Source organism: Vibrio sp. 2CM40D, from assembly GCF_023161825.1.
GTDB classification, from domain to species: domain Bacteria; phylum Pseudomonadota; class Gammaproteobacteria; order Enterobacterales; family Vibrionaceae; genus Vibrio; species Vibrio alginolyticus.
The window spans coordinates 20,667-45,303 of record NZ_JALNTL010000004.1 but is presented as its reverse complement, the minus strand read 5'-3'; the positions used below and the strand labels follow the sequence as shown (position 1 = coordinate 45,303).

The 24,637-nt window shown below is 44.6% G+C and carries 20 protein-coding genes; 7 read left to right on the top strand and 13 right to left on the bottom strand.

The window, feature by feature from the left end:
• Positions 1-4 precede the first annotated feature (4 nt).
• Together msbA and MTF70_RS09815 are read right to left on the bottom strand one after the other, a co-directional pair.
• Entirely contained in the window at positions 5-1,753 is a 1,749-nt protein-coding gene (msbA, locus tag MTF70_RS09820) for a lipid A ABC transporter ATP-binding protein/permease MsbA (RefSeq protein WP_005387841.1), read from the bottom strand.
• A 31-nt stretch (positions 1,754-1,784) separates the two neighbouring features.
• Complete coding sequence (locus MTF70_RS09815) at positions 1,785-4,040, bottom strand: DNA internalization-related competence protein ComEC/Rec2 (RefSeq protein ID WP_205460878.1); 2,256 nt, start codon at positions 4,038-4,040, stop codon at positions 1,785-1,787.
• A gap of 8 nt (positions 4,041-4,048) precedes the next feature.
• On the opposite strand from MTF70_RS09815, the gene MTF70_RS09810 reads away from it, so the two are divergent.
• On the top strand, positions 4,049-4,558 hold the full coding sequence (locus tag MTF70_RS09810) for a DUF2062 domain-containing protein (protein ID WP_005387834.1): 510 nt from the start codon (positions 4,049-4,051) through the stop codon (positions 4,556-4,558).
• A 148-nt stretch (positions 4,559-4,706) separates the two neighbouring features.
• On the opposite strand, the gene lolE is transcribed toward MTF70_RS09810, so the two are convergent.
• From lolE to lolC, 3 genes are read right to left on the bottom strand one after another with little or no spacing between them, the layout of a single operon-like run.
• Complete coding sequence (lolE, locus tag MTF70_RS09805) at positions 4,707-5,951, bottom strand: lipoprotein-releasing ABC transporter permease subunit LolE (RefSeq protein ID WP_033905042.1); 1,245 nt, start codon at positions 5,949-5,951, stop codon at positions 4,707-4,709.
• A gap of 2 nt (positions 5,952-5,953) precedes the next feature.
• Positions 5,954-6,661, bottom strand: coding sequence for a lipoprotein-releasing ABC transporter ATP-binding protein LolD (gene lolD / locus MTF70_RS09800; RefSeq protein ID WP_054700735.1), 708 nt, complete (start codon positions 6,659-6,661; stop codon positions 5,954-5,956).
• The gene (gene lolC, locus MTF70_RS09795) at positions 6,654-7,862 is read right to left on the bottom strand and encodes a lipoprotein-releasing ABC transporter permease subunit LolC (RefSeq protein WP_031778997.1); all 1,209 of its coding nucleotides are present in this window, start codon (positions 7,860-7,862) and stop codon (positions 6,654-6,656) included. The genes lolD and lolC overlap by 8 nt, the downstream gene beginning before the upstream one ends.
• Before the next feature lie 249 nt (positions 7,863-8,111).
• On the opposite strand from lolC, the gene MTF70_RS09790 reads away from it, so the two are divergent.
• The 4 genes from MTF70_RS09790 (at position 8,112) to MTF70_RS09775 (ending at position 13,638) form a co-directional block, all read left to right on the top strand.
• Positions 8,112-8,681 (top strand): PilZ domain-containing protein, encoded by a 570-nt coding sequence (locus tag MTF70_RS09790; RefSeq protein WP_158173752.1) that lies wholly within the window; start codon positions 8,112-8,114, stop codon positions 8,679-8,681.
• Positions 8,682-8,686: 5 nt separating this feature from the next.
• The gene (mfd, locus tag MTF70_RS09785) at positions 8,687-12,148 is read left to right on the top strand and encodes a transcription-repair coupling factor (protein ID WP_158173751.1); all 3,462 of its coding nucleotides are present in this window, start codon (positions 8,687-8,689) and stop codon (positions 12,146-12,148) included.
• 7 nt (positions 12,149-12,155) lie between these two features.
• Positions 12,156-12,929 carry a peptidoglycan binding protein CsiV gene (locus MTF70_RS09780; RefSeq protein ID WP_005387825.1) on the top strand — a complete coding sequence of 258 codons (774 nt, stop codon included), beginning with the start codon at positions 12,156-12,158 and terminating at the stop codon, positions 12,927-12,929.
• Between the two features lie 160 nt (positions 12,930-13,089).
• Positions 13,090-13,638, top strand: a complete 549-nt coding sequence (locus MTF70_RS09775) for a GNAT family protein (RefSeq protein WP_025766936.1) — start codon at positions 13,090-13,092, stop codon at positions 13,636-13,638.
• Positions 13,639-13,714: 76 nt separating this feature from the next.
• Here the strand turns inward: MTF70_RS09775 and MTF70_RS09770 are convergent, their stop codons facing one another.
• The 7 genes from MTF70_RS09770 to hinT all read right to left on the bottom strand — a co-directional run bounded on the left by MTF70_RS09770 (position 13,715) and on the right by hinT (position 19,928).
• Positions 13,715-15,004, bottom strand: a complete 1,290-nt coding sequence (locus tag MTF70_RS09770; RefSeq protein WP_025766937.1) for an NAD(P)/FAD-dependent oxidoreductase — start codon at positions 15,002-15,004, stop codon at positions 13,715-13,717.
• Positions 15,005-15,537: 533 nt separating this feature from the next.
• On the bottom strand, positions 15,538-16,080 hold the full coding sequence (gene ycfP, locus MTF70_RS09765) for an alpha/beta hydrolase YcfP (RefSeq protein WP_005378464.1): 543 nt from the start codon (positions 16,078-16,080) through the stop codon (positions 15,538-15,540).
• 75 nt (positions 16,081-16,155) lie between these two features.
• Positions 16,156-17,037 (bottom strand): thiamine kinase, encoded by an 882-nt coding sequence (gene thiK, locus MTF70_RS09760; RefSeq protein ID WP_205460877.1) that lies wholly within the window; start codon positions 17,035-17,037, stop codon positions 16,156-16,158.
• Positions 17,038-17,061: 24 nt separating this feature from the next.
• A complete protein-coding gene (gene lpoB / locus MTF70_RS09755) occupies positions 17,062-17,652 on the bottom strand; it encodes a penicillin-binding protein activator LpoB (protein ID WP_005378467.1) in 591 nt (196 codons plus the stop codon).
• A gap of 66 nt (positions 17,653-17,718) precedes the next feature.
• Positions 17,719-18,111, bottom strand: coding sequence for a YcfL family protein (locus tag MTF70_RS09750; protein ID WP_025766939.1), 393 nt, complete (start codon positions 18,109-18,111; stop codon positions 17,719-17,721).
• Positions 18,111-19,508 carry a hypothetical protein gene (locus tag MTF70_RS09745; RefSeq protein WP_025766940.1) on the bottom strand — a complete coding sequence of 466 codons (1,398 nt, stop codon included), beginning with the start codon at positions 19,506-19,508 and terminating at the stop codon, positions 18,111-18,113. The genes MTF70_RS09750 and MTF70_RS09745 overlap by 1 nt, the downstream gene beginning before the upstream one ends.
• 69 nt (positions 19,509-19,577) lie before the next feature.
• Positions 19,578-19,928, bottom strand: coding sequence for a purine nucleoside phosphoramidase (gene hinT, locus MTF70_RS09740; RefSeq protein WP_005378473.1), 351 nt, complete (start codon positions 19,926-19,928; stop codon positions 19,578-19,580).
• Between the two features lie 269 nt (positions 19,929-20,197).
• On the opposite strand from hinT, the gene MTF70_RS09735 reads away from it, so the two are divergent.
• Entirely contained in the window at positions 20,198-22,189 is a 1,992-nt protein-coding gene (locus MTF70_RS09735; protein ID WP_025766941.1) for a methyl-accepting chemotaxis protein, read from the top strand.
• Between the two features lie 163 nt (positions 22,190-22,352).
• Positions 22,353-23,513 (top strand): DUF1887 family protein, encoded by a 1,161-nt coding sequence (locus MTF70_RS09730; protein ID WP_005378476.1) that lies wholly within the window; start codon positions 22,353-22,355, stop codon positions 23,511-23,513.
• 157 nt (positions 23,514-23,670) lie between these two features.
• On the opposite strand, the gene udp is transcribed toward MTF70_RS09730, so the two are convergent.
• Positions 23,671-24,429, bottom strand: a complete 759-nt coding sequence (gene udp, locus MTF70_RS09725; RefSeq protein WP_005378479.1) for a uridine phosphorylase — start codon at positions 24,427-24,429, stop codon at positions 23,671-23,673.
• Positions 24,430-24,637: the final 208 nt, after the last annotated feature.

Sequence of the window (24,637 nt, the reverse complement as noted above, 5' to 3'; positions counted from 1 at the left end):
GCGCTTATTCACCAAACTGAATACGGTGCAATTGTGCATACGCACCATTTTTCTTAATAAGCTCAGCGTGGTTGCCACGTTCAATGATGGCACCATCATCAACCACAAGAATTTCATCGGCTTTCTCGATTGTGGATAAGCGGTGCGCTATTACAAGTACCGTTTTGTCTTTTTGCAGCTCATCAAGTGCAGCTTGAATAGCTCGCTCGGATTCGGTATCCAAAGCCGAAGTTGCCTCATCAAGAATCAGCACTGGAGCATCACGCAATAGAGCTCGCGCAATCGCAACACGTTGGCGTTGACCACCAGACAAGCTAGCACCATTTTCACCAATCATGGTATCAAGTCCATCATCCATTTTGCTGATGAACTCCATCGCATGCGCGAGTGTTGCCGCTTTCTCGATATCACTGCGCTCATATTGGCCATCCGTTGCGTACGCAATATTGTTTGCTATCGTGTCATTAAACAAATGAACATTTTGCGATACTAGTGCAAATTGCTGGCGTAAATTCTTTAGCTCGTAATCACGAATATCATGCCCATCTAATGTGATAGATCCACTGTCAACATCATAGAAGCGGTTGAACAAGTTCGCGATGGTACTTTTACCTGAGCCAGAACGGCCAACTAGCGCCACCGTTTTTCCTCTTGGAATATCGAAGCTGACATTTTCCAATGCTGGTTTTTCTGCACCAGTGTAAGTAAAGCTTACGTTTTTAACTGAAACATCGCCATTTGCGCGTTCAACTGTCAACTTACCTTCGTTTTTCTCAGGCTCGAGGTCAATTAACGCGAAGAGCGTTTGGCTCGCGGCCATACCACGTTGGAACTGAGAAGTAACGTTAGTCAGCGCTTTAAGTGGGCGCATCAGACCAAACATTGCAGAGAACACAACAGTAAATGTACCTGGAGTCAGTTGCTCTTTAATCGAATCAATACTTGCTAAATAAAGAACGGCAACAATTGCAAGTGATGCAATCATTTGGATGATAGGGTTAGCCGCCGCTTGAGCCGTCACCAACTTCATGCTTTGTTGACGCATTTGGTTGCTGACTTTTTCAAATCGTTGACGTTCGATGTCTTGGCCGCCATAGCTCAACACAACTTTATGGCCTTTCAGCATCTGCTCTGCTGATGCAGTTACGTTACCCATCATGGTCTGCATATTTTTGGATATTTTTCTAAAACGTTTAGAAACAACACCAATACCCCATGCCACAACGGGAGCAACAGCAAACAGCACTAGCGACAATTGCCAGCTGTTGTAAAACATCAAAACTAACAGACCAATGATACTTGCACCTTCACGGACAATGCTCACCAACGCTTGGCTAGTTGCCGCTGATACTTGCTCTGAGTCGTAGGTTATACGCGACAATAAGTTGCCCGTCTTTTCCTTATCAAAGTATGACACTGGCATGTGCATAAAGTGATTGAACACCATGCGACGGACTTGCATAACTACGTTGCCAGATACCCAGCTCAAACAGTAGGTGGAGACAAATCCACTTATGCCACGGATGAACATCATGGCAAAAATAATCAATGGAAGCGTGCGTAAAAAATCAGATTCAGCGTTCCCAAAACCTTCATCGAGTAGTGGTTTTAGTAGGGAAATCATATAGGTATCTGATATGGCATTAATAACTAATGCAATGACTGCAACGACAAGACCTGACTTATAAAGGCGAATAAATTGCCATAGACGCTTAAACGTCTGCCAAGTCGTTTCATCAGTATTTATCGACATAGAAGTGCTTTATTTTCTTACATTAAGACTCTCATTCTACTCCCTTACGCAGCATCTGCCTATACCAAGGCTCAAATGTATCGCTACGTTTGGTTTCTGAGCGCCAATTATCACGGTGAATAAAGAAGCTTACCTGACCACCCTCACCAGTATCAAGCCAAGTAATGCCAAGCTTTCGGTATGAAGCAACGACACTTTCCGCTGGCATTCCCCATCGATTGTTTTTTGCTAAAGAAGCAACCGCCACACTCGGGCTCACCGCCTCAATAAATCGAGGATTCGATGAACTTTTACTCCCGTGGTGAGGGACTAGCATCACATCGCTTTGTAACTTTCCGGGTTCTCTAAGCAAAATCCACTCGCTAATGGCCTCAATATCACCAGTAAAAAGCATACTAAAGTTAGAAATAGGGTCAGTAAGTCGTAATACACAGGAGTGCGGATTATACGCACGTTGAACAAGTGCAGGAGGCCAGAGCACTTCCATGTTTAATCCTTGCCATTTCCATTGGTCGCCTCTAGTGCAAGGCTCATATTCGATAAAGAATTGACTACTAAGTTTACGCTGTGGAGAAAAGGCATCTTCAATGAAAAAGCGGCCGCCTGCGTGATCATTATCGGAATGGCTTAGAATCAGTGTATCTATGCTTTCATAACCTCGTTGATGCAAAACCGGAGTGACGACCTGCTCTGCGATACTGCCGCTTTGCCATGCTTTACCAGTGTCATACAGCAACACCTTGTCGTCTTTTTCTACAACCACTGCAAGGCCATGACCTACATCTAATACATCGATACGCCAATGCGGTTCATACTCCGCTGCAAACTTGATACTAATAACGATGCCGAGTAACAAATACCACGCGTACTGAGACATGAACCGTTGAAATATTAAGCAAACCACTATCACCATAACCAGCATTGTCATTTCCATGCTAATGGGTTGCCAAGAACCTACTGCGTACTGTATTGACGTGCTCAATGGCTGTAATGACCAGTCCACCAAATGCCACAGAGGCTTCGCTATCATTTCAAGAAACAAAGATGAGAACAGGGCTAGAAACATCAAAGGTACAACGATAAATCCGAACCAAGGAATAAATACCAAGTTGTAGGCTATTGAGGACAAACTAAAACCGGAGAAGAAATGGCCACTAACAGGTACGATTAAAGCGCTCAACATCAATTGAGTAAGCAATAACGCTTTTAATCGCGCTTTCCAACCTCCCCTTTGATGTCGAATCAAATTAATTGCGAACAATACCGCACAAACGGAGAGGTACGATAACCAAAAGCTCATACTGTAGGATGCAAAAGGTTGGACAAGCAGTTGTAGAGATACTGCAAGCAAAAGAACTCGCCAAGAAGTCCAGTGCACCAGAGTATACTTCAGGAGAACGTAAACAACGCATACCGACACTGCTCGCGTAGTAGGCAGAGAGAAATCCGCTAACCAAGCGTAGGCAACAGCGAAGATCAGCCCATATAAGCTAGGCAACAACTGGTATTGGGGTAATAGATAACGAACGGTACCGCCCACGACTAGCCCAAAAGTAAACGCCATACCAATATGTAAACCAGAAATGGAGACCAAATGCAGTAAACCACTGTCCCTGAGCGCTTGCCAATCTTCCTTAGACAACCAAGAACGGTCAGCAAAAACTAACGCACTTATTAACGAGAAATGATGAAGGGAAGACACATCATCAGCGACATCGGCAATAATGGATTGACGCAGAGATACATTAGAACGAACAATCCACTTAGCGTCTTTGTTAACAACCGCTCGGGCGATAGTATTTTTACCCATCGCGTGCTTTTCAGCATCAAAGCCAGCTTCGTTGCGTAGACCTGTAATCGGCTTTAACGAGATGGATGTCGTAAACTCACTGTTAACATCGAGTGGAAAAGGCGTAATAAGACGGATTTTAGGTTTAAGAAAAGGTAACAGAGTTTGAGAATTTACCGCTTCTATAGCGACAATACCTTCATAACCGTGACTTATTTGCGTAAAAGGGCTGTCAACTTTACCAATTATGGTAATATTCTCCCCTGCTTGAAAAAGGGCTTGTCTCTGAGACTCCAATACATTGCCGTGGACGATGACAACCATAAAGCCCGCAATTGCGCCTATGCTAATTAAGCCACGACGTAATTTGATTATTGAGCCAGTGGTTATTATTCCCAGCAGCAACCAACGCCAATCTGGTATTGTCGGCCACCAAGCCGACGAGATTACGCTCGCTACAAATAACGCCAAGGTCCAACTTTTTTCTGAGAGAGTCATGCTGTCCTATGCCTAGAAAGCTGATAAAACGCTTCATGCCAGATCATGAATTGATCAAACGCCAAAAAGCATTGAAGGTCTTCGGCAATGTGTTGTACAACCCGAACTTGTGGTGCTTAAACCGCCGCTCGGCATCAGGGGCTTTTGCTGTCGGGTTATTTATGGCTTTTGTTCCACTGCCGAGCCAAATGATCATGGCCGCTGGCTTGGCCATTATGTTGGGTGTCAATCTGCCCCTCTCCGTCGCTTTGGTATGGATCAGCAACCCTATCACTATGCCTGTGCTATTTTACTTTGCGTACAAGCTAGGTGCTCTAGTGATGCGTCTTCCCCCGCAACCTTTTCACTTTGAACTATCGTGGGAATTCATCATGCAGCAAATGAGCACCATTGGACCTCCATTTCTATTGGGCTGCGCAATTTGTGGGGTTGTATCCGCGATTATTGGCTACTTCGGAATTCGAGGGCTTTGGCGCTACTCCGTGGTACGGAGCTGGCAAAAACGCAAAATAAGATAAGACCTTACTGCGTAAAAATCAGCATTTGAGCTATCAGTTGAGGGGCATCTAACAGTTAGAATGAAACGCGATGTTACTCAAGTCGGATAAATACAAAAAAGGACCGAATTCGGTCCTTTTTGTTTTTCGCATATTGTAAAACAATCAGCTATTTAGAACTCAGTACAGCCGCCGGATTCAACCTTGCGGCACGAGAAGCAGGATACCACGTCGCAAGTAAACTAAGCACTATCGCCGTCACTGACACCAATGCCACATCTGGCCAGTGTAGTTGTGATGGTAAGAAGTCGACGAAGTAAATATCACCCGATAAAAACTGATGACCAATTAAGCTCTCTAACCCTTTAATTAACGGAGTCAGATTTAACGCCACTAAGACACCGATAACACTGCCGACGAGACTACCAAATACACCAGAGAATACACCTTGCCAAACAAAGATCCGTTTGATTAGGCTATCTTTTGCTCCCATTGTTCGCAAAATTGCAATTTCCGCCGCTCGGTCTTTCACTGCCATCATCAACGTAGACACAATATTAAAACATGCCACGCCAATCACCAGTACCATCACCAAGTACATAATGGTGCGCACGAGCTGAATATCGCGATACAAAAAACCAAACTTTTGCTGCCAGCTTTTCAAATACACGTAAACATCAACCATGCTACCAACCTCGCGAACAATAGAAGGCGCATTGAGAACATCGTCCGTTTTTAGTGAGATGCCAGTGACCCCTTCCCCTAACCTCGCGTATTGCTGAGCATCCGCTAATGGTACTAACGCTAGAGAGTGGTCGATTTGGCCATTCAACGTTAAGAACCCTGACACTTTCACGCGCACACGCTTAGGAGCCTGCACTTTATTTGCGCCGCCTGTTTGCGGAATCATCAACGTAACGTAATCCCCCACGGCGACATTTAGCTCGTTTGCTACACCTCGGCCTAAGATCACTTGCTGCTGACCAGCATAAAAGTTTTGCCAAGCAGCTTGGTCAATAAAATTCGACAAGCTCGACACCGCTTGCTCGAAAGTAGGCTCTACACCACGAACTTCTATCGCTTTTAGCTTACTGCCTTTTTCTGCCAAACCCGTAAAACGAACATACGGTGCTGCCGCAACAACATGTTCATGTTTTAGAGCTTGATTCATCGTTTTGGTGTAGTCCTGAAGTGGTCCATTAACACCTTCTAACTCGCCGTGTGGGATCACAGACAACACACGCGATTGCAGCTCGCGCTCAAAGCCATTCATTGCAGACAAACCGATAATGATCACAGCAACGCCAACCGCAATACCAATAGTCGAAGAAAGCGATATGAAAGACACCATCTTGTTGCGCTTTTTCGCTCGACTGAAGCGACCACCAATCATCAAAGCTAAAGAGGTAAACAAAACTAGCCCTCCGCAGATGCTGTATCAGTCACAAAACGATCTACGAGCAAACCATCTTGCATGTGCATTTGACGATCCATTTTTGCTGCCAGCTCTTTGTCATGCGTGACAACCAAAAATGCAATGTTTGACTCTTTATTGAGCTCGCGCATCAAATCATAGATAGACAGTGCCGTATTGTGATCTAAGTTCCCCGTAGGTTCATCAGCCAAGACCAGATCAGGTTTATTCACCAATGCACGCGCAATCGCAACACGCTGACGCTCACCGCCCGATAACTCGGAGGGTCTATGTTGCATCCGATGATTCAAACCAACTTTATCTAACAGCGCTTTAGCCGCCTGTTTTGCATCCGCTACTTTAGCACCGCCAATCATCAGTGGCATCGCCACATTTTCAAGCGCAGTAAAGTCAGCCAACAAGTGATGAAACTGGTATACAAAACCAAGGTGCTTGTTGCGTAATGCCGCCTGTTTGTTCGAGCTCAAAGCTGATAGGTTTTGCCCTAGAAAATCAACTTCACCATGAGTTGCGTCATCTAACGCACCTAAAATATGCAATAAGGTACTTTTTCCCGAACCAGAAGAGCCAACAATAGAAACCAACTCCCCTTTGTCGATATCGAAACTTACGCCTTTCAACACTTCCGTATCTAACGAACCCTCTCGGTAGACTTTACGAATATCACGACATTCTAATAGCTTATTCATAGCGAAGTGCCTCAGCAGGTTTAACAGAAGATGCTCGATAAGAAGGATAAAGCGTAGCAGCAAGGCTAAGAGCAATCGCCAATACCACCACTAAAAGAATTTGCAGTGAATCAATCAAGATGGGTAGATGACCACCAAAGCTGAATAGCGCCACACCAGCAGATTCAAGAATCGCATTTAGATTAAGTGACAAGATCACGCCCGCAGCGCCACCAACAATCGCGCCAATTACACCACTGCTTGCACCTTGCACCATGAAAATGGTCATCACTTGAGATTGAGTCATGCCTTGAGTTTTCAATATTGCAACTTCTGATTGCTTCTCCATTACCACCATGATTAAAGCGGAGATAATATTGAATGCAGCGACACCCACAATTAGACCTAGCATAAGTCCCATCATGTTCTTTTCCATTTTCACCGCTTGGAAAAGCTCACCACGCTGTTCGCGCCAATCACTCCATTCCCATCCATCAGGCATGGGTTGGTCAGCAAAATCCGTTACCATAAATGGGTCAGAGAAAAAGACACGCCAACCAGAAACCGTGTCTTTAGGGAAACGCATCAGCTTAGATGCATCCGTCATGTTCACAATCATTAATTGACCATCAACGTCCGATCCCGTATTGAAAATGCCTGAGACAGTAAAGTTTCGCTGGCTAGGAATACGGCCAAGTGGGGTAAACTGCGTTGCGTTGGTCACCATCAAGCGCACTTTATCCCCGATTGAGACCTTTAGTGAACGCGCCAAACTGTGACCCAAAAATACATTGTAGTCACCTGCTTGAAGTGACGATAATCGTCCGGCAATCAAATGGTTGCTAATCGGATCGCCTTTCTTAGGTTCAATACCGATGAGGTAACCAGCCGTCAGCTGTGCAGAACTCTGAATAACAGCCTCTCCTCTAACGATAGGCTCCGGCTGAGATTCACTCGACATCGCTTGAACAAATGGAGGAGCAGACTCGGTCATAGGCGTTTTTCCATCGTGTTGCGAAACAACGGCATGAGGTAGCACACCTAAAATGCGTTCTTTTAACTGCGATTCAAACCCGTTCATCACAGAAAGAACCGTCACCAACGCCATTACACCGATCGTAATACCCGCCGTCGACATATAAGAAACAAATCGGCTGAACCTATCTCCAGAGCGTCCCCGAAGATACCTTAAGCCAATAAACAATGAGATAGGATGATACATATAAGACAAACCAACTGGTTGTTTTGATATAAAGCTTTAGCGGATTATCTTACCTTACTCTTCTCATTAAGAAGACAAGAGAATCGCTAAATTTGTCAACGACATGCAATAAGTCTGTATTTAGGGCAAAAAGTTCAAGGACAAATCAGCTAAACTTGATAACTTCATTCAGTTAGCGATAATCAGTGCCCTATTTCTCTTTGTTTGTTGAGTGAACAGGGAGCGCTCACTGGCAAAAGGATCGACTATATGACAGAGCAAGAATACTTTACCGTCCATCATAACCTCACCATCAACGTCGAAACGTTGAGTGCGGACTTTGCTTTGCCAGATGAAGAAACATTTGCCTCCGAAATTCCAGCACCATTTATTGTCGCCAGTGAATTTAGTCACTTAGATATGTTGGCAGACAACGCGCGTCTAGAGCTGAAAAACAAAGAGTTAAAGCATGTGATCAACTTGCTTGATACGCAAAACGCGAAACTTAACCTCTTGTTGAGCTTTATGCTTTCACAACAAGATGACGCCGACATTCGATATCAAACGACGCAGTTTGGTGCTAGTCAACTCAGTTTCCGCTCAGATACAGCGTTAACTACTCAACAACTCGTTCGTGTTAAACTGTTCCTCGATCACCCTGCTGCGGCGATTTATTGTTACGCTCAAGTAGAAGAATGTGATGCTTCAGAGCAAGATTTCATTATCACGCTTAGATACAAGATGCTCCGAGAATCTGATCAAGATTTACTGATAAAGGCGGCACTGTATCAACAACAAAAACTTTTACGTCAGCGCTCGATGGAGCGAGATAAAAAATAATTCCTATGACAAAAGCAACGATTCTTTCCGTCACCAACCCTTCAGAGCGTGGCGACAAAAAACAGCTAGGTAATTTGCCGGGCGCAGCTCTACCTCTAGCCATTGCAGAGCTAGCCAAGCAGCATTCGAGTCACTCGCTACTCGTTGTGCCTGACCCGCAAATCGCTTTAAAGCTTCAGGCAGAGATTGAGCAATTCACCGACCAAACGGTAAGCCTGTTCCCCGACTGGGAAACGCTGCCTTACGATAACTTTTCTCCGCATCAAGAAATCATCTCTGAACGTATCGCACGCCTATACCAACTGCCAAGTCAACGTGATGGCATAACCATCGTCCCGGTCAGTACAGTATTACAACGCCAATCGCCACGTGATTTTCTGTTGCAACACACTTTAATGGTGAAAACTGGTGATCGGCTCTCGCTAGAGAAGTTACGTGTACAACTTGAAAATTCTGGCTACCGCCATGTAGATCAAGTATTTGGACCAGGTGAATATGCAAGTCGTGGGTCTATTCTGGATCTCTTTCCTATGGGCAGCAATGACCCGTACCGCATCGACTTCTTTGATGATGAAATAGATACCATTCGCACGTTTGATCCAGAGAACCAACGCTCTATCGACGATATTCAGCAAATCCAATTGCTGCCTGCACATGAGTTCCCAACCACTAAAGAAGCGATTGAAGATTTCCGTACACGTTGGCGCACCCAGTTCGACGCACGCCGCGAGCCTGAATCAATCTACATGCAAGTGACCAAAGGCACGTGGCCCGCTGGTATTGAGTATTGGCAGCCGCTGTTTTTTGACCATACCGAGACTTTATTTGAATATTTGCCAGAAGACTCTCAAGTCATCACATATGGTGATATCGAATCTGCGGTCGATACTTTCTTAACCGATGTCGAATATCGATACGACCAGAAAAAAGTTGATCCGCTACGTCCTCTTTTGACTCCTGAACAGCTTTGGTTGAAAAAAGACGAACTTTTCAGTCAACTAAAACAGCTCCCTATCGCTCAATTGAGCCTAGATAAAGTGGTTAAGCGTGCCGGTCGTCAAAACCTACCAGTACAATCGTTAGCCGAGCTTGGCGTTCAGCAACAAAATAAAGAGCCGCTCTCGCGCCTTCGTCAGTTTAGTGAGCAATTCAGCGGCAAAATCGTTTTCTCGGTAGAGTCAGAAGGTCGTCGTGAAGCACTAACGGAGCTGTTGCAAGGCATCAAAGTTCGGCCAGTCGTACATGGCTCACTTTACCAAGCTCTAGACTCGGGTGATCGATTCAGCTTGGTCTTAGGCGCAGCAGAGCATGGTTTCATTCACGAAGAGCTGAACTTCGCTCTGATCTGTGAAAGTGATCTACTCGGTGACCGTGTTATCCAGCGACGCCGCAAAGATAAAAAAGCCGTCAACAGTGACACCGTTATTCGCCACCTTGCGGAACTAAAACCCGGCCAACCTGTGGTTCATATTGATCACGGTATTGGCCGCTACATCGGTTTACAAACACTTGAAGCCGGTGGTATGAAAACGGAATACGTCACCCTTGAGTATCAAAACGATGCCAAGCTCTACGTGCCAGTTTCATCACTGAATCTTATCAGCCGTTATTCTGGCGGCACTGAAGAGAGTGCGCCACTGCATAAATTAGGTGGTGAAGCGTGGGCAAAAGCACGTCGTAAAGCGGCAGAAAAAGTGCGTGATGTCGCGGCAGAATTGCTGGATGTGTATGCAAAACGAGAATTAAAACCTGGCTTCAAATTTGAGCTAGATCGTGGGCAATACGCAACATTTAAAGCAACATTCCCGTTTGAAGAAACAGATGACCAAGCGATGGCCATCAATGCCGTATTGTCAGACATGTGCCAGGCAAAAGCGATGGATCGCTTAGTATGTGGTGACGTGGGCTTTGGTAAAACGGAAGTCGCTATGCGCGCAGCATTTGTCGCTACGGATAATAGTAAACAGGTCGCCGTACTCGTACCAACAACCTTGCTTGCTCAGCAGCATTTCGAAAACTTCCGTGACCGTTTTGCCAACTTACCAATCCGAGTTGAAGTACTGTCTCGTTTTAAATCTGCCAAAGAACAAAAAGTCATTTTGCAAGACGTTGCCGATGGTAAAGTCGATATTGTCGTTGGTACGCATAAGCTGCTTTCGAGCGACATTAAATTCAAAGATTTAGGTTTGTTGATCGTTGATGAGGAACACCGCTTCGGGGTTCGTCAAAAAGAAAAGGTCAAAGCAATGCGTGCGGATGTGGACATTCTTACCCTCACCGCAACACCAATTCCACGCACACTGAATATGGCAATGAGTGGCATGCGAGACCTGTCGATCATCGCGACACCTCCTGCACGCCGTTTAGCCATTAAAACCTTTGTTCGACAAAAAGAAGAGCCAGTGGTCCGTGAAGCGGTACTGCGTGAAATTATGCGTGGTGGTCAGGTTTACTTCCTGCACAATCAGGTTGAAACCATTGAAAAAACGGCAGAAGACTTACAGAAACTCATCCCAGAGGCACGCATTACCGTGGCTCATGGTCAAATGCGCGAGCGCGAACTTGAGCGAATCATGAATGACTTCTACCATCAGCGCTTTAATGTGTTGGTGTGTACAACCATCATCGAAACCGGTATCGACGTACCAACGGCAAATACCATAATCATGGATCGTGCGGACAATCTTGGCTTGGCGCAGTTGCATCAATTGCGTGGCCGTGTTGGACGTTCACACCATCAGGCCTATGCTTACTTATTAACGCCACATCCAAAAGCCATGACCAAAGATGCCATCAAGCGTCTTGATGCGATTGCTTCACTGGAAGACTTAGGTGCTGGCTTTACGTTAGCAACCCACGATTTAGAAATCCGTGGTGCTGGTGAGCTGCTTGGTGATGAGCAAAGTGGGCAAATTCAATCCGTTGGTTTTACACTTTATATGGAAATGCTGGAACAAGCAGTGCAAGCATTAAAAGAAGGCAAGGAGCCATCTTTGGATGAGCTGCTTCGTGAGCAAACTGAAGTGGAAATGCGAATCCCAGCGCTCTTACCAGATGATTACATTCCGGATGTAAACACACGACTGTCGATGTACAAACGCATTGCGAGTGTCACAAGCAGTGATGAACTATCAGAGCTAAAAGTGGAACTGATTGATCGCTTTGGTTTGCTTCCAGACGCAACAAAGAACTTACTTGCCGTCTCAGAATTGAAAATTTCGGCTGGTAGTTTAAAAGCGAAAAAGATAGAAGCCCATGATAAAGGTGGATTTATCGAGTTTTACCCTGATGCTGACATAAATCCAGCGTATTTAGTTAAACTGCTGCAATCACAGCCGCAAAAATTTGCAATGGAAGGTCCAACTAAGTTCAAGTTTAGCGTACCATTGGTGGACCGACGTAAACGCATTCAGTTTGTTCAAGACTTACTGAATGATTTTAAACAGAATTTATTACCAACGAGCTAATAGTCGAATGAGAATACTGATCCCGTTATTGCTTCTATGTGTCTCAATGCCCTCTTGGGCACAGCGCCAATTTGATATTGAAGTGATCATTTTCAAGCGAGCAGTCGACGCTGAAAGCACAACAGAATCTTGGCCGAATCAACTGCCAAAAATCGATATGGAAAATGTCGGTAGCCTAGAGAGTGAATCCTACCGCCGCTCTAAAGGCGTGACACTTTTGCCAAGTTCTTCTTTCCGTCTCAACGCGCAAGAAGCGGCACTAAATAATCATGCCGGCTTTAAAGTGCTTAAACACGTAGCCTGGCGTCAAGGTGACCGAGGTAAATCTAGCGCCCCAATTTTCCGCATCGTTGGCGGTCGAGATTTCTCTGATTCTTATCAAGCAGATGGCCGCCCAATCAATGGCAATAGTAATCAAACATTTTCCAGCGACGGTTACAGTGAAGAGACGGTCAATGGTCCTTTATATGAACTAGATGGTCGATTCCAAATATACGTACAGCATTACCTCTTCGCCGAAACAACACTAGATCTGCGCGAACCAAGTGTTAGAGAGGTGCGTTTTGAACCAACCTCAACTGAGCAATTGGCGGATGACTTAGGTGAAGTAGACGGTAACGTCCAAGTCGGTAACTTGGCAGAAATATCGCCGACAGTAACCGAAGAGAAATTCCTGAAGAGTTATCGAATGGATCAAAAACGTCGTATGCGTAGCAGCGAGACTCATTACCTAGATAACCCGTTGATGGGTATGATCATTCAAGTTCGTCGGGTTCGATAAGCACGAGCGGTTCGACAAAGCGCAGCAAAGCTGCGCTTTGTTTTTATCTGCTATACCTCAGTTATTCCTAACCAACGCAGAGCAAGGAAAATAGCTGCGTTCAAGTATAAATAGACAGCTTTCAATTTACTTACACTCAACATGGAAGTCGTATTAGTTCATGAGTCCAGACTTTGAAATCATTGCGCCCCGCTTAGCGCTCAAGCTCATCCCTGCTGAAGAAGCACATTCACTACAACGATTACTTGCAGAATCCCCTTCGCTGCACCAATGGCTTGACTGGTGTGATAAAAACGTCACATTGAAAACCGCGCAGGACTTTCTGTTGGCAACCCGTCTTAACTGGGTCAAAACTGAGGCTTTTGGTTTCGGTATCTATGAGCGGCAAAGTAACACTTTGGTTGGAATGGCAGCGGTTAATGAGTTATATCATACGTTTAATATGGCGAGTATTGGTTACTGGGTTGCCGACCGCTATCAACGGCAAGGCTATGCCCAAGAAGCCGTTAAAGCCTTAGCAGAATTCTGCTTCGCAAAGCTAAGTTTAACTCGACTAGAAATTGTTTGTGACCCCGACAACGAAGCTAGCCAAGCCTTAATTGAGTCCGTCGGTGCACAAAAAGAAGCCATCGCCAGAAACCGGTTTATTTTTCATGGTAAGCCTAAAGATGGCGTTGTGTACTCACTTTTACCGACAGATCTAACATAAACAAAAAGCCACCGACTTGCGGTGGCTTCTGCATTTTTTAAGATACAACACATCCACACAGAGTGGATTTAAAACCTTAGTGCAGCTTAAGGTTTGGACGCAGCACGCGATTAATGCGGCCGACGAGCATCATCAGACCGGTTTTGAATACACCGTGCAACGCCATTAGGTGCATGCGATACAATGAGATGTAAACGACACGAGCAATACGACCTTCTACCATCATCGACCCTTTAGTTAGGTTCCCCATCAGACTACCAACGGTTGAGAAGCGACTTAGAGACACTAATGAACCGTGATCTTTATATACGTAGTCTTTCAACTCGCGCCCGTTGATCTTCGCGACGATGTTACTAAATGCCTGGCTTGCCATTTGGTGTGCAGCTTGAGCGCGTGGCGGCACGAACGAACCGTCAGACTGGGTGCATTGTGCTAAGTCACCAATAACAAAGATGTCATCATCTCGTGTTGTCTGTAGTGTGTTTTTCACTACAAGCTGATTGATACGGTTCGTTTCTAAGCCAGCGATATCTTTAATAAAGTCTGGAGCTTTGATACCCGCAGCCCAAACCATGATTTGAGCTGGGATCTTCTCACCATCTTTTGTAGTAAGGCCATCTTTTTCAGCTTTAGTCACCATAGTGGCGGTGCGCACGTTTACGCCCAACTTCACCAACTCTTGATGAGCAGCAGAAGAAATACGTGGAGGTAACGCTGGTAAAATACGCTCACCTGCTTCAATCAGATTGACGTTCAACTTGCTAGAATCAAGATCACCGAAGCCATAAGTGCGCAGCTCTTTAACAGCATTATGTAACTCAGCTGATAGTTCAACGCCAGTTGCACCAGCACCAACAATCGCAATATCGACCGTACCGTTACCGTTTTTCGCGTGCAGCTTTAGGAACTCGTTGTTCATTTCTGTACGGAAACGGTGTGCTTGCTCAGGGCTGTCTAGGAAAATACAGTTTTCACGAACGCCAGGCGTGTTGAAGTCGTTTGATGTCGAGCCAATCGCCATCACTAGAATGTCGTATTCTAGCTCACGGCTTGGCATAAGAAGTTCACCGTGTTCGTCTTTAAGCTCACTTAAGATGATCACTTTACGTTCACGGTCGATGTCTTGAAGACTACCCATTTGGAAGTCGAAGCTGTGGTTTTTTGCATGAGCTCGATAGCTCAGTGCATCTACTCCTTCGTCCAAAGAACCTGTAGCAACCTCATGCAATAATGGCTTCCACAAGTGGCTCGCTTTTCGATCGACTAGCGTAATTCGCGCACGGTTTTTGCGACCTAGAGTTCGACCAAGCTTAGTTGCCAACTCAAGACCACCTGCACCGCCGCCTACAACGATAATGCGTGTCACAATGATTTTCCTCTACAAAAATGAATATATGGGGTTCAGCTCGATGCGTGACTCACAAACATTTGTGGCATCCATCCAACCGATGAATTCTTGGTTCTTAGAGGTGTCTCAATTACTTGGATTAAAAAACTACCACCCACTTTGATTCTTTATCTATCAATGACTTGTCAGGGTTTGGCATGTTTATCTGGTACGCATACGACGCCAGAAGTTTTTGGGCAAGTTTATTACTCGCTCTCAATTTTTTTTGATATTTATCAAATTATTTTAGTCCGGTTCATTATATAGAGACCAACTTTGAAGGCAACCAAAATCCGTGTAACGAGTACGGATTGACTACTTTTCGACTACTCTACAACAAGGTGTTCGTGCTACATAGGAGGGAAGTAAGAAAACGGTAAGGAGAACACAATATTCAAAGCGTTAAACCAAGAAAATGTGCCTTTCAAAGAGACAGTGGCTCGGCATACTCAAGAGAAGGAATCGCAGCAAAGCAGCCAATAAAAACGCCGCTTTACTGTCTACACTCAACATTAGTAAGTATTTTTAAATGCCTTTATCGCTTGTAAATGATGAGAGATTTTTTTGAACTTATGAGACTGAGTTTCATCCCAAATGATTTGATAGTGTTTTTCTAACTCAGCTGCCGTTTTCGAATTGTCATGCACTTCATCATCTTTAGAGAGAATCACTAAGCAGTGCGCTTGATTTTTCGCTCGGAACTGATCAACACATTTTGTTGCGATATCTTCGTACTCTTCTGGGCGATCGATTCGACCAGCCATCGTTTTTTCTGGGTGCAAGTTCGGGTTGAACATCACTTGCTTGATACCACATAGAAAACCAATTCGCTCAGACCAGTAACCACCTAAACCTACCCCACAGATTAACGGGTTTGGGTCATCAGATTGATCGATAACTTTAGACACTTCTTTTAACAAGTGTTGCATGTCGTGCTTTGGGTGAAGGGTGCTGTAATTGATAAAACGAACGTCGTCGTCGATAAATTGCAGTTGAAGAACTTTTTCGTGGTTACCCGGGCTTGTGCTGTCAAAGCCGTGTAAGTAAATAATCATCTGTACCTCTCCCTGTGTGTATCTGGTACTTTTATTAAAACTACCACTATTTCCTTACTGTTAAAGGGGAAAATATCACGAGTTCTCAAAACAGTGATCTTCCATACACAATGAGCCTTTCAACTCATACGCACTGTTTAAGTATTGTTCATTTCCCCACAATTTATAGGCAAGTAGATACCAGAGCATCGCCATCACCAAGGTTCTTGGTTGCCAAGCATGTACACCTCTCAGCCAAAGAGACACATCTTCGATACCTCGAATTTGGCAATACTGCTTTACCGCTTCTTCCACAGGCGAATTCGCGACCTGAATAGTTAAGGTCAAATCAAGCCTAGGGTCAGCAATCCCGGCATACTCCCAATCAATGACTTTCACCCCATTCTCTCCTCGCACTAGGTTATAACACCCCAGATCGAAGTGACATAGGGCAAGTGGAACAGGTTCAACGTTCGGTTCCGTGCGCCACTTCATGTACAAAGCCTCAAACTCCGTACCCACATACTGACCATCAAGCTCAAGCCAATAATGATCGATGCGAGAAATATATGAAAATGGAACCAAAGGAATTGCGCTTATCGGATATTGATGAATCTTCGCCGCAATGGATAATAAATCGCTTAGTGCTAAGCCTGACTCCGTCAGTGCCTCTCCTTCTATCCATTCCACCAGCAACCCTTGCTCATGAATAAAAACTGGCTTGGGGCCAATTTCCAATGAAGAGACTGCATTCAGCACTTGATATTCACTGTGACGAGAAATTGAAAAAGCCTTGCAGACATGACTGGTCGGTCGCCAGATGTATGCAAGGCCTTGAGAAGATTCCAACCGCCAACAGCGGTTGGTTAGCCCCCCGGTAACAGTTTGTACTTTTACCGGAGGCTCCGTAAAGAAGCCATCGAGAGCGTTAAGACTCGGATCTAACTGTTTTGCTTGTTGCCAAGAAAACCATGCCATTGATGACTTCTCCACCCTGTTCGATTAAAGACCGAATAGGCTCTTAGATTGCGCTTTACGAATTTCAGTTTCATCCGCCCACTCAATCAAACCTGTTTCTAGGTCCATTAGGCGCATGGTCATCTTGTAGTATACATCTTTATCGCTACCTGCATTTTTCACAATGCTAGATAGGTTGCCGTAAAGCATGTATTGAGCACCAACCATTTTACCAAATTGGATCGCTGTGCTTTGGTTAACAAGCTCATCCGTGTTTTGGAAGTTAAGTTGTTCACGCACAGACTCAACACGATCCATATCAACAAAGCGGAACTTACCTGAGTTCAACATCTTAGTAGAGATCGTGTCAGTAATGGATTCAGTGTCAATATGTTCACTGGTTTTGTTCTTAATTCGCTCAACAAAAACGATAGGACGTTGGTCACGAGTAATTGCTGCTACAGAGCCCGACATCATCATGCTATCCACCATTTCAGCCGCGATTTTTTGTAAATCTGTTGAGCCAAAATCGATAGTCGTGGTTTCTGTTGCTTGCGCATCGCCGTAAGAGACTTTGTTAGAACAGCCACCTAAAATGACGGCAAGACCTAAAAGAGCAATAATACTTTTTTTCATGAGAGTTCCTTAGTTTTTCAATACCAGCGCATCGTTAGCGCGGCAGCTTCGGCAGAGCCGTTAAGATTAATCGTCTTGTGCTTCTCTAATTTGCACACGGAATTTTGTGCCATTTGGATTCACAGTAACTTCAGATAACGTGACTTGCTCAAATCCTCGCACAATCATTTTTCGCCACGGACCAGGTTTGGTATTCACTTCTAAACCATTGTTGTCATACCAATAAAATCGGTAAAGAATGTGCTGATCACCTTTGTAATTGCTACTCAGCTGCACGACTCCTCGTGGGCGATCATCAACGTAAGTGGTGGTGATGTTGTCAACTAATAAGCGACTACCTAAAACGTTATCATTAAAAAATACTTTTTGCGTTTGGCCATCAATTCGAATACCAGCCGTGTTTTCGGCGCATCCAACTAAACCAATAGCCATTGCTAAACAAGCAAGCCATGCTTTCATTACAGTCTCCCTAGCTGTTTATGCCACACGGTTGAGTGTGCTCCCTGACGAGATACCCATACCAATGTAGTCTGCTGTGCAGGCACTTCAAACTGATAGGTTTGATCACCCAAGTTTAAACTTTGTGTTCCCGGTTTCACGATTTTTGAAGCCGTTTTCACTTGCGCTGGCAATGTTTGCCAACTTCTTGTATCTGGCTGTTCGGTCAATGTGTTCCATACATTGAAAAGTATGTTGCCCACATCATCGCCTTTTTTCGCCGCCTCTTTTCGGATTCGATCTTTTGCCCAAACACGAAGAGCTTGACGGATCACTATTGTAGTAAGACGTTCATTAAGATCGTTTTGCGCCATCGCATTAACATCAGTCAGCGTACTGGAAGGCAATACCTGACCATTTAAAACAACATCGCTAAAACGTTGAGCACCTCGGTTCTGATAATAAGGAAGCGCCAACGAATAAATCGCGCCATTATCGCGACTGTCGTAAATCGGTAAATCAATACGCCACCCTTTCATCGCCTCAACAACACCCTGCTCATCAATAACGATGACTCGCCCTTGTGACTGAGTTAATCCAGAAGGTGCTTTGCCATACCGCTTCTCTAGCATGCGCAAGTCTTCACGCATGCCCAGCTTCTTAGCAGCGTATAAGGTGCTTTCCACAACTTGCTTGTTGTCTGGCATTACAGCGAGTGCTCGTCGGTAATCAACATAAGCACTGTTTAAGTCTCGCGACGCTTCATATAACAAGCCAGAAAGATAGAACAGATAACCATTTTGTACCGCGCTTAGTTTTTTACCAGCATCAGGGTAGTTCGCTAACACACTGCCTAAATTGGCAGACATGCCTTGCTTGTTAAGGTCTTTCTCTGCTGCTTTTAGCTCTTTTTCACGCGCCTTTCTTGCTGCTTCCTGAACTTGATTAGCTCGACGCACTTCAACTAGTGCCCCTTCTAAATCGTTTTTCTGTAAGTAATTTAGTCCTAGATACAGGTGCAAAAAGCCAAGTTCGTAATCGGCGGGATGATAGTCTTGGAGATTGTCGTTCACTGCGAGAGAGCCGACGCTCGTTGCCGTGTCTGACACAGATATCGTCGCACGATCTTGTTGAACACGTACAGCACGATCGCTGCTTTCTAGCGCATTTAAACTTGTTGGGTAATCTTCAGCAAGAAAAGAGATACGACCTTTTTCAAAATTGCCAAGTATCTCGCCACCCACTTCACTTGATTGAAGTTGTTTTGCTTTGGCATATTCCCCTGCAACAACGGCTTGATAAACTTCTTGATTCTGGTTGCTGTAATGGCTAAACAGATTGCCCGCAGATAAATTCGCACAGCCAGAGGCCATTAAAGCCCAGCTCATCAGCCCTAACAGCTTTACACCTAGTTTCACATTTATCTCCACAAATGTGTCATTCGACAGGAAAAAGAAGTGGGTGAATCGCCACCCACTTTTAAAAGCTTAGCTCAATACCATTGGACCTAGAGGGCGGCCGCCTAGTAGGTGCATGTGAATATGGTAAACCTCTTGGCCACCATGTGGATTACAATTAACGATTAGGCGATAGCCGTCTTCAGCAATACCTTCTTCTTTCGCTAACTTTCTAGCAACAGTGAACAAACGCCCCATCATTGCTTCATCTTCAGCTTCTACATCATTCGTTGTTGGGATCAGTTTATTCGGAATAATGAGAATATGGCTTGGTGTGCGAGGGTTAATGTCGCGAAACGCAGTCACCAAATCATCTTGATAAAGGATATCGGCAGGGATTTCCTTGCGAATAATTTTACTAAAGATCGTTTCTTCCGCCATGAGGACTCCATTTTATAAACGTAATTAGACCCCAATTAGTATGCGCCAACCAAAAGCGGAGCTCAATAAAAACAGTGTTCACTTAACATTATTAATCAAATGCTAATTAACGAAGCTTTTTTTGTCGTGTGCGTCATAAAATGCGCATCACAAACTGAATACAATCCAATGAATTTTGTTACTTTTTTAAGACAATTATTATTTTTATACCCAAGTAAATTCAAAAATACTTGGGTAGCTTGTCTATTTTTGGGAGAGGAAGCTCACTTATGCGAGGTTCAGTTATTAAAAGGATGTATGCCGGCTTTGCACTGATCATCATCCTATTTGCCGTCACAATTGCCATTATGATGGGAGGAATGAGTGATATTCACGGAAAATTTGGCACGGTTTCTAAATCATCCCTACCGTTGGTATCGTTATCTAATCAAACCAGTGTTGAGCTGCTTTCTGCCGACAAATCATTTAAAGACTTCCTGACGACAGAGAATAAACAACGCATGGATGAAATGCGTCAGGAATTTGCTAGATCTCAACAGCGCTTCGAATCCACATTGGCTCAACTGAAAACCGCAAGCCAAATCTACCCTTCTCTTGCCGAACCGTTTTCACAGTTAAAAACGTTAGAGCAGAGCTATTTTACAGAAGCTCTAGAGGCCATGGACAACTACGAAGCAATGTTTGCGGCTCAAGAAGAAGTGCAAAAATCCTCACGCCGCTTCCAAAAACTGAATACCGAACTTTCGGTTGGTCTTAAAGAATATGTGGCAGATCAAACCAGCATTTCTGTCAAAGTCATGGCAAAGAGCTACTTTATCAAGTTAAAAGATGCCGAAGTAATTACCTCTGATGCCCTCGCCAGTTCCAACCCTGAGTTTGTTACGCAAGCCGTAGCTAAAAACCGCAAAGCAGTAACGCACTTGAATTACGCATTCCGCGGGTTGGTGACTCAGCTTCCTGAGCTAGAAAAAGCTTTTGGCGAATCTGTAGAGCAATTTACTCGTGACGTTGGTATGCGTGGCGGTGTGCTAGACCAACATAATAATTACCTCAATGCTCGCGCCGCTTTGTATAACAATATCGCCAACCTAGCAAATAAAGTGGATTCAACCATGGCGATTCTTGAGCAATTCACGACAACCGCAACAGATAAGCTCAATGAATCATTGGCAGACGCAGGTGACATATATTCGGCGGGTGTAACGAAAGCCATCATCATTGGCGTTATTGTCGTTTTACTCGCGACAGCGATTGGCTACCACATCGCTCAAAGCGTTCGCGAACCGTTGACTCGTATTCTAAAAGTGTTAGAAAGCCTGACTGAAGGTGATATGACACAGCGTATCGACATTCGCTATAACAACGAATTCAGCCGTGTGAGTGGACACATTAACTCACTCGCCGACAACCTTCACGAGATCTTGGTGAAACTCAACGAAGCGTCAGAAAACCTATCGTCAACCGCGACAACCAACGAACGCACCTCTTCGCAAGCACAAATTAAATTGAGCTCTCAACGCGAACAAACGGCAAACGTCGCTACCGCGATGACAGAAATGTCTCATTCAGTGCAGGAAGTCGCGCAAAGTGCGCAAGGCTCGCTAGAAATGGTGCAACGCGTCGAATCTGCCTCTGAAGAAGGCAGAAATGTTATGAGCAGTAACATCTCAACCATTAATCAACTAGAAACACGTTTGAACGAATCGGTCTCCGCAGTTTCTGAGCTACAAAAGATGAGTGGTCAAATTGGGTCTATCCTTGATGTGATCCGCAACATTGCGGAGCAAACCAACCTACTGGCATTGAACGCGGCAATTGAAGCGGCTCGCGCTGGTGAACAAGGTCGCGGCTTCGCGGTAGTGGCAGATGAAGTACGAGTGCTCGCATCAAGAACGACTCAATCAACCACTGAAATTGAATCCATGATCAGTAATCTGCAAGCTAGCTCGCAATCGGCGAACCAAGTCATACAAAGCTGTATGAGCGATATGGAGATATCGGTTGAGCAAGCATCAAAAGCGAACAGCTCAATGGAAGAGATCCAGGCGCTAATCATCGAAATCAGCCAAATGAGTACGCACATTTCACAAGCAGCAGCAGAGCAAAGTGAAACATCAACAGACATTGCTCGCAGCATTGAAGATATCAACAGTATCGCCGATGAAAGTTTCCAAGCCATGTCGAGTATCGCACAAACCAGTGAATCACTGACCCACTTGGCTCATCAGCAAAATGAATTGGTCCACCGCTTTAAGTTATAAATACTTTATAACTAAGAGCATTAATTAGTGCAATCAACTGTATAAGGGCGACTTTTTGTTAAGTCGCCCTTGTTTTTTGTCGGCCATGTCTACATATGATTAATAAGGCCAGCTCATCCCCTTGCACAACTCTTTTCGAGCGGCCTCATAAAAAGGAAAATCTATGGCTGTTCATGTTGGTATTATCGACCAAGACCCAGTGAGATTGGTCACTCCTCTATTAGATAATCGTACGCTAAGCACACATATCGTCTTCATCGGAGACAAGAGCCAGTTAGATATATTTGACCGACTGAGTGCCGTTTTAGATCAACGAGAAATTACTTCTGAATTTTTTGAAATTCCATCCGCTGTTAATACATCTCTGATCAAACAAGCAATTCAAAAACTGGCAAAAGACCTCCATGAACGCGGCGAAGATGTAAAATTGAACGCGAGCTGTGGTCTTCGTCATCGCTTGTTGTCGGTGTACGAAGTTTTCCGTACCTATCGCTGGCCAATTTTTGTGGTAGAGCCTAGTAGCGATAAGCTTTGTTGGTTATACCCTGATGGCAAAGAAGATACCCAAGTCGAAGATCACATTACGATTGCAGATTACCTCACTATCTTTGGTGCACGCGGCGAGTTTCACCACGTTGATTTACCACCTCTTCTTGATAAAAAATTGTATGAACTTGGTGAACGATGGGCCTCAAATGCGCTTGAGCTTGGGCCAGGTCTAGCAACACTTAACTACCTTGCAACCACATGCCGCAAAGAACAAAAGCTTGATGTCGAGCTCTCCGAAAAACAGCAGGGCTACCGTGAGCTCAACATGTTGCTTTCAGATTTAGTAGAAGCAGAAATCGCCACCTATGAGAATGGCGTTTTAACGTTTGCAGATGAAGATGCTCGACGCTTTTCAAATGGTGAGTGGTTAGAAACTTTGGTTCACAGCACCGTGAAGCAAATCCAAGACACCATGCCGACGATCCAAGATCGATCGTTAAATGTTCAGGTTTATCGCAAACTTGGTGAAAGTGAAGTACGCAATGAGTTAGATGTCGCAACAGTTGTAAACAACAAGCTGCACATCATCGAGTGCAAAACCAAAGGCATGAGAGATGACGGCGACGATACTTTATATAAGTTAGAATCGCTTCGCGATCTATTAGGTGGCTTACAAGCGCGCGCAATGTTGGTGAGCTTCCGTCCTCTTCGTCACAATGACATTACTCGTGCTGAAGACTTAGGGCTAGCCCTGATTGGCCCTGATGAGCTTAAAGATTTAAGAACGCACTTAACTGCTTGGTTTAAAGACGCGGGCGGTTCAGACGAGATATAGTGCCATTAAGAAAAGCTAAAATTCACAACGATAAAAAGCAGCATTAATGCTGCTTTTTTTATACCTAAATTTTAGCTGTACGCATTTCTATAAGTAGAAAAAAACCAGAGGTTAGCCTCTGGTTTTTTCTGTTTGTTTAAATGCCAACTATAGCGGCTTAAAGCATTTTACGCGCTGCTTCTACAACCACTTTAATTGAACGCGCTTCCGTTTCTTTCAGAGTTGAATGATCTGGAATCTCTTTTTGTGTACGGTTGATGATAACACCAGCCACACAACCCGCTTTTAAACCAGAGCTCGCACACATTGTTAGCAGTGTTGCAGACTCCATCTCGAAGTTAAGTACGCCCATGTCTTGCCATTCTTGCATAGAGCCTTGGAAACGCTTAACAACACGACCAGAGAACGTATCGTAACGTTCTTGACCAGGGTAGAACGTGTCGCTTGATGCAGTCACACCCATGTGAACTGTAGCGCCAGACTCTTCTACTGCTGCTTTCATTGCGGTTGCTACTTCAAAGTCAGCAACTGCTGGGAATTCCATAGGAGCAAAGTGTAGGCTCGCACCGTCAAGACGAACTGACCCCGTCGTTACGATCATGTCACCCACGTTTACATGTGGTTGAATTGCACCCGTTGTACCAACACGTAGGAAAGTACGAACACCAAGCTGTGCCAATTCCTCAACTGCGATAGAGGTAGAAGGACCACCAATACCTGTAGAACAAACCACAACAGGTTTACCGTCTAACTCTGCACGGTATAGCGTGTATTCACGATGGCTTGCTAGAAATACTGGATTTTCCATTTGTTCTGCGATTTTTTGAACACGCGCTGGGTCACCAGGAATGATCGCTAGAGTCGCACCATTAAGATCAGCTTCAGTAACACCTAAATGGAATACAGCTTGAGACATAAGTCGCTCCTTATTGTGGCTTATTTTATGAACAATAAGCTCATTAATCAGTTATTGGGTACAGATGCACTGTAGCGAACCTTTCACCAACATAGGGTGATCACAATCACAATGACAAAATGTAATGAAAATGAAATTTCAAACAAAACTGGTATTGATCACACTTTAAGGGGCGTTAGATCATTTTGTTGCATAGCAATGCGTGATT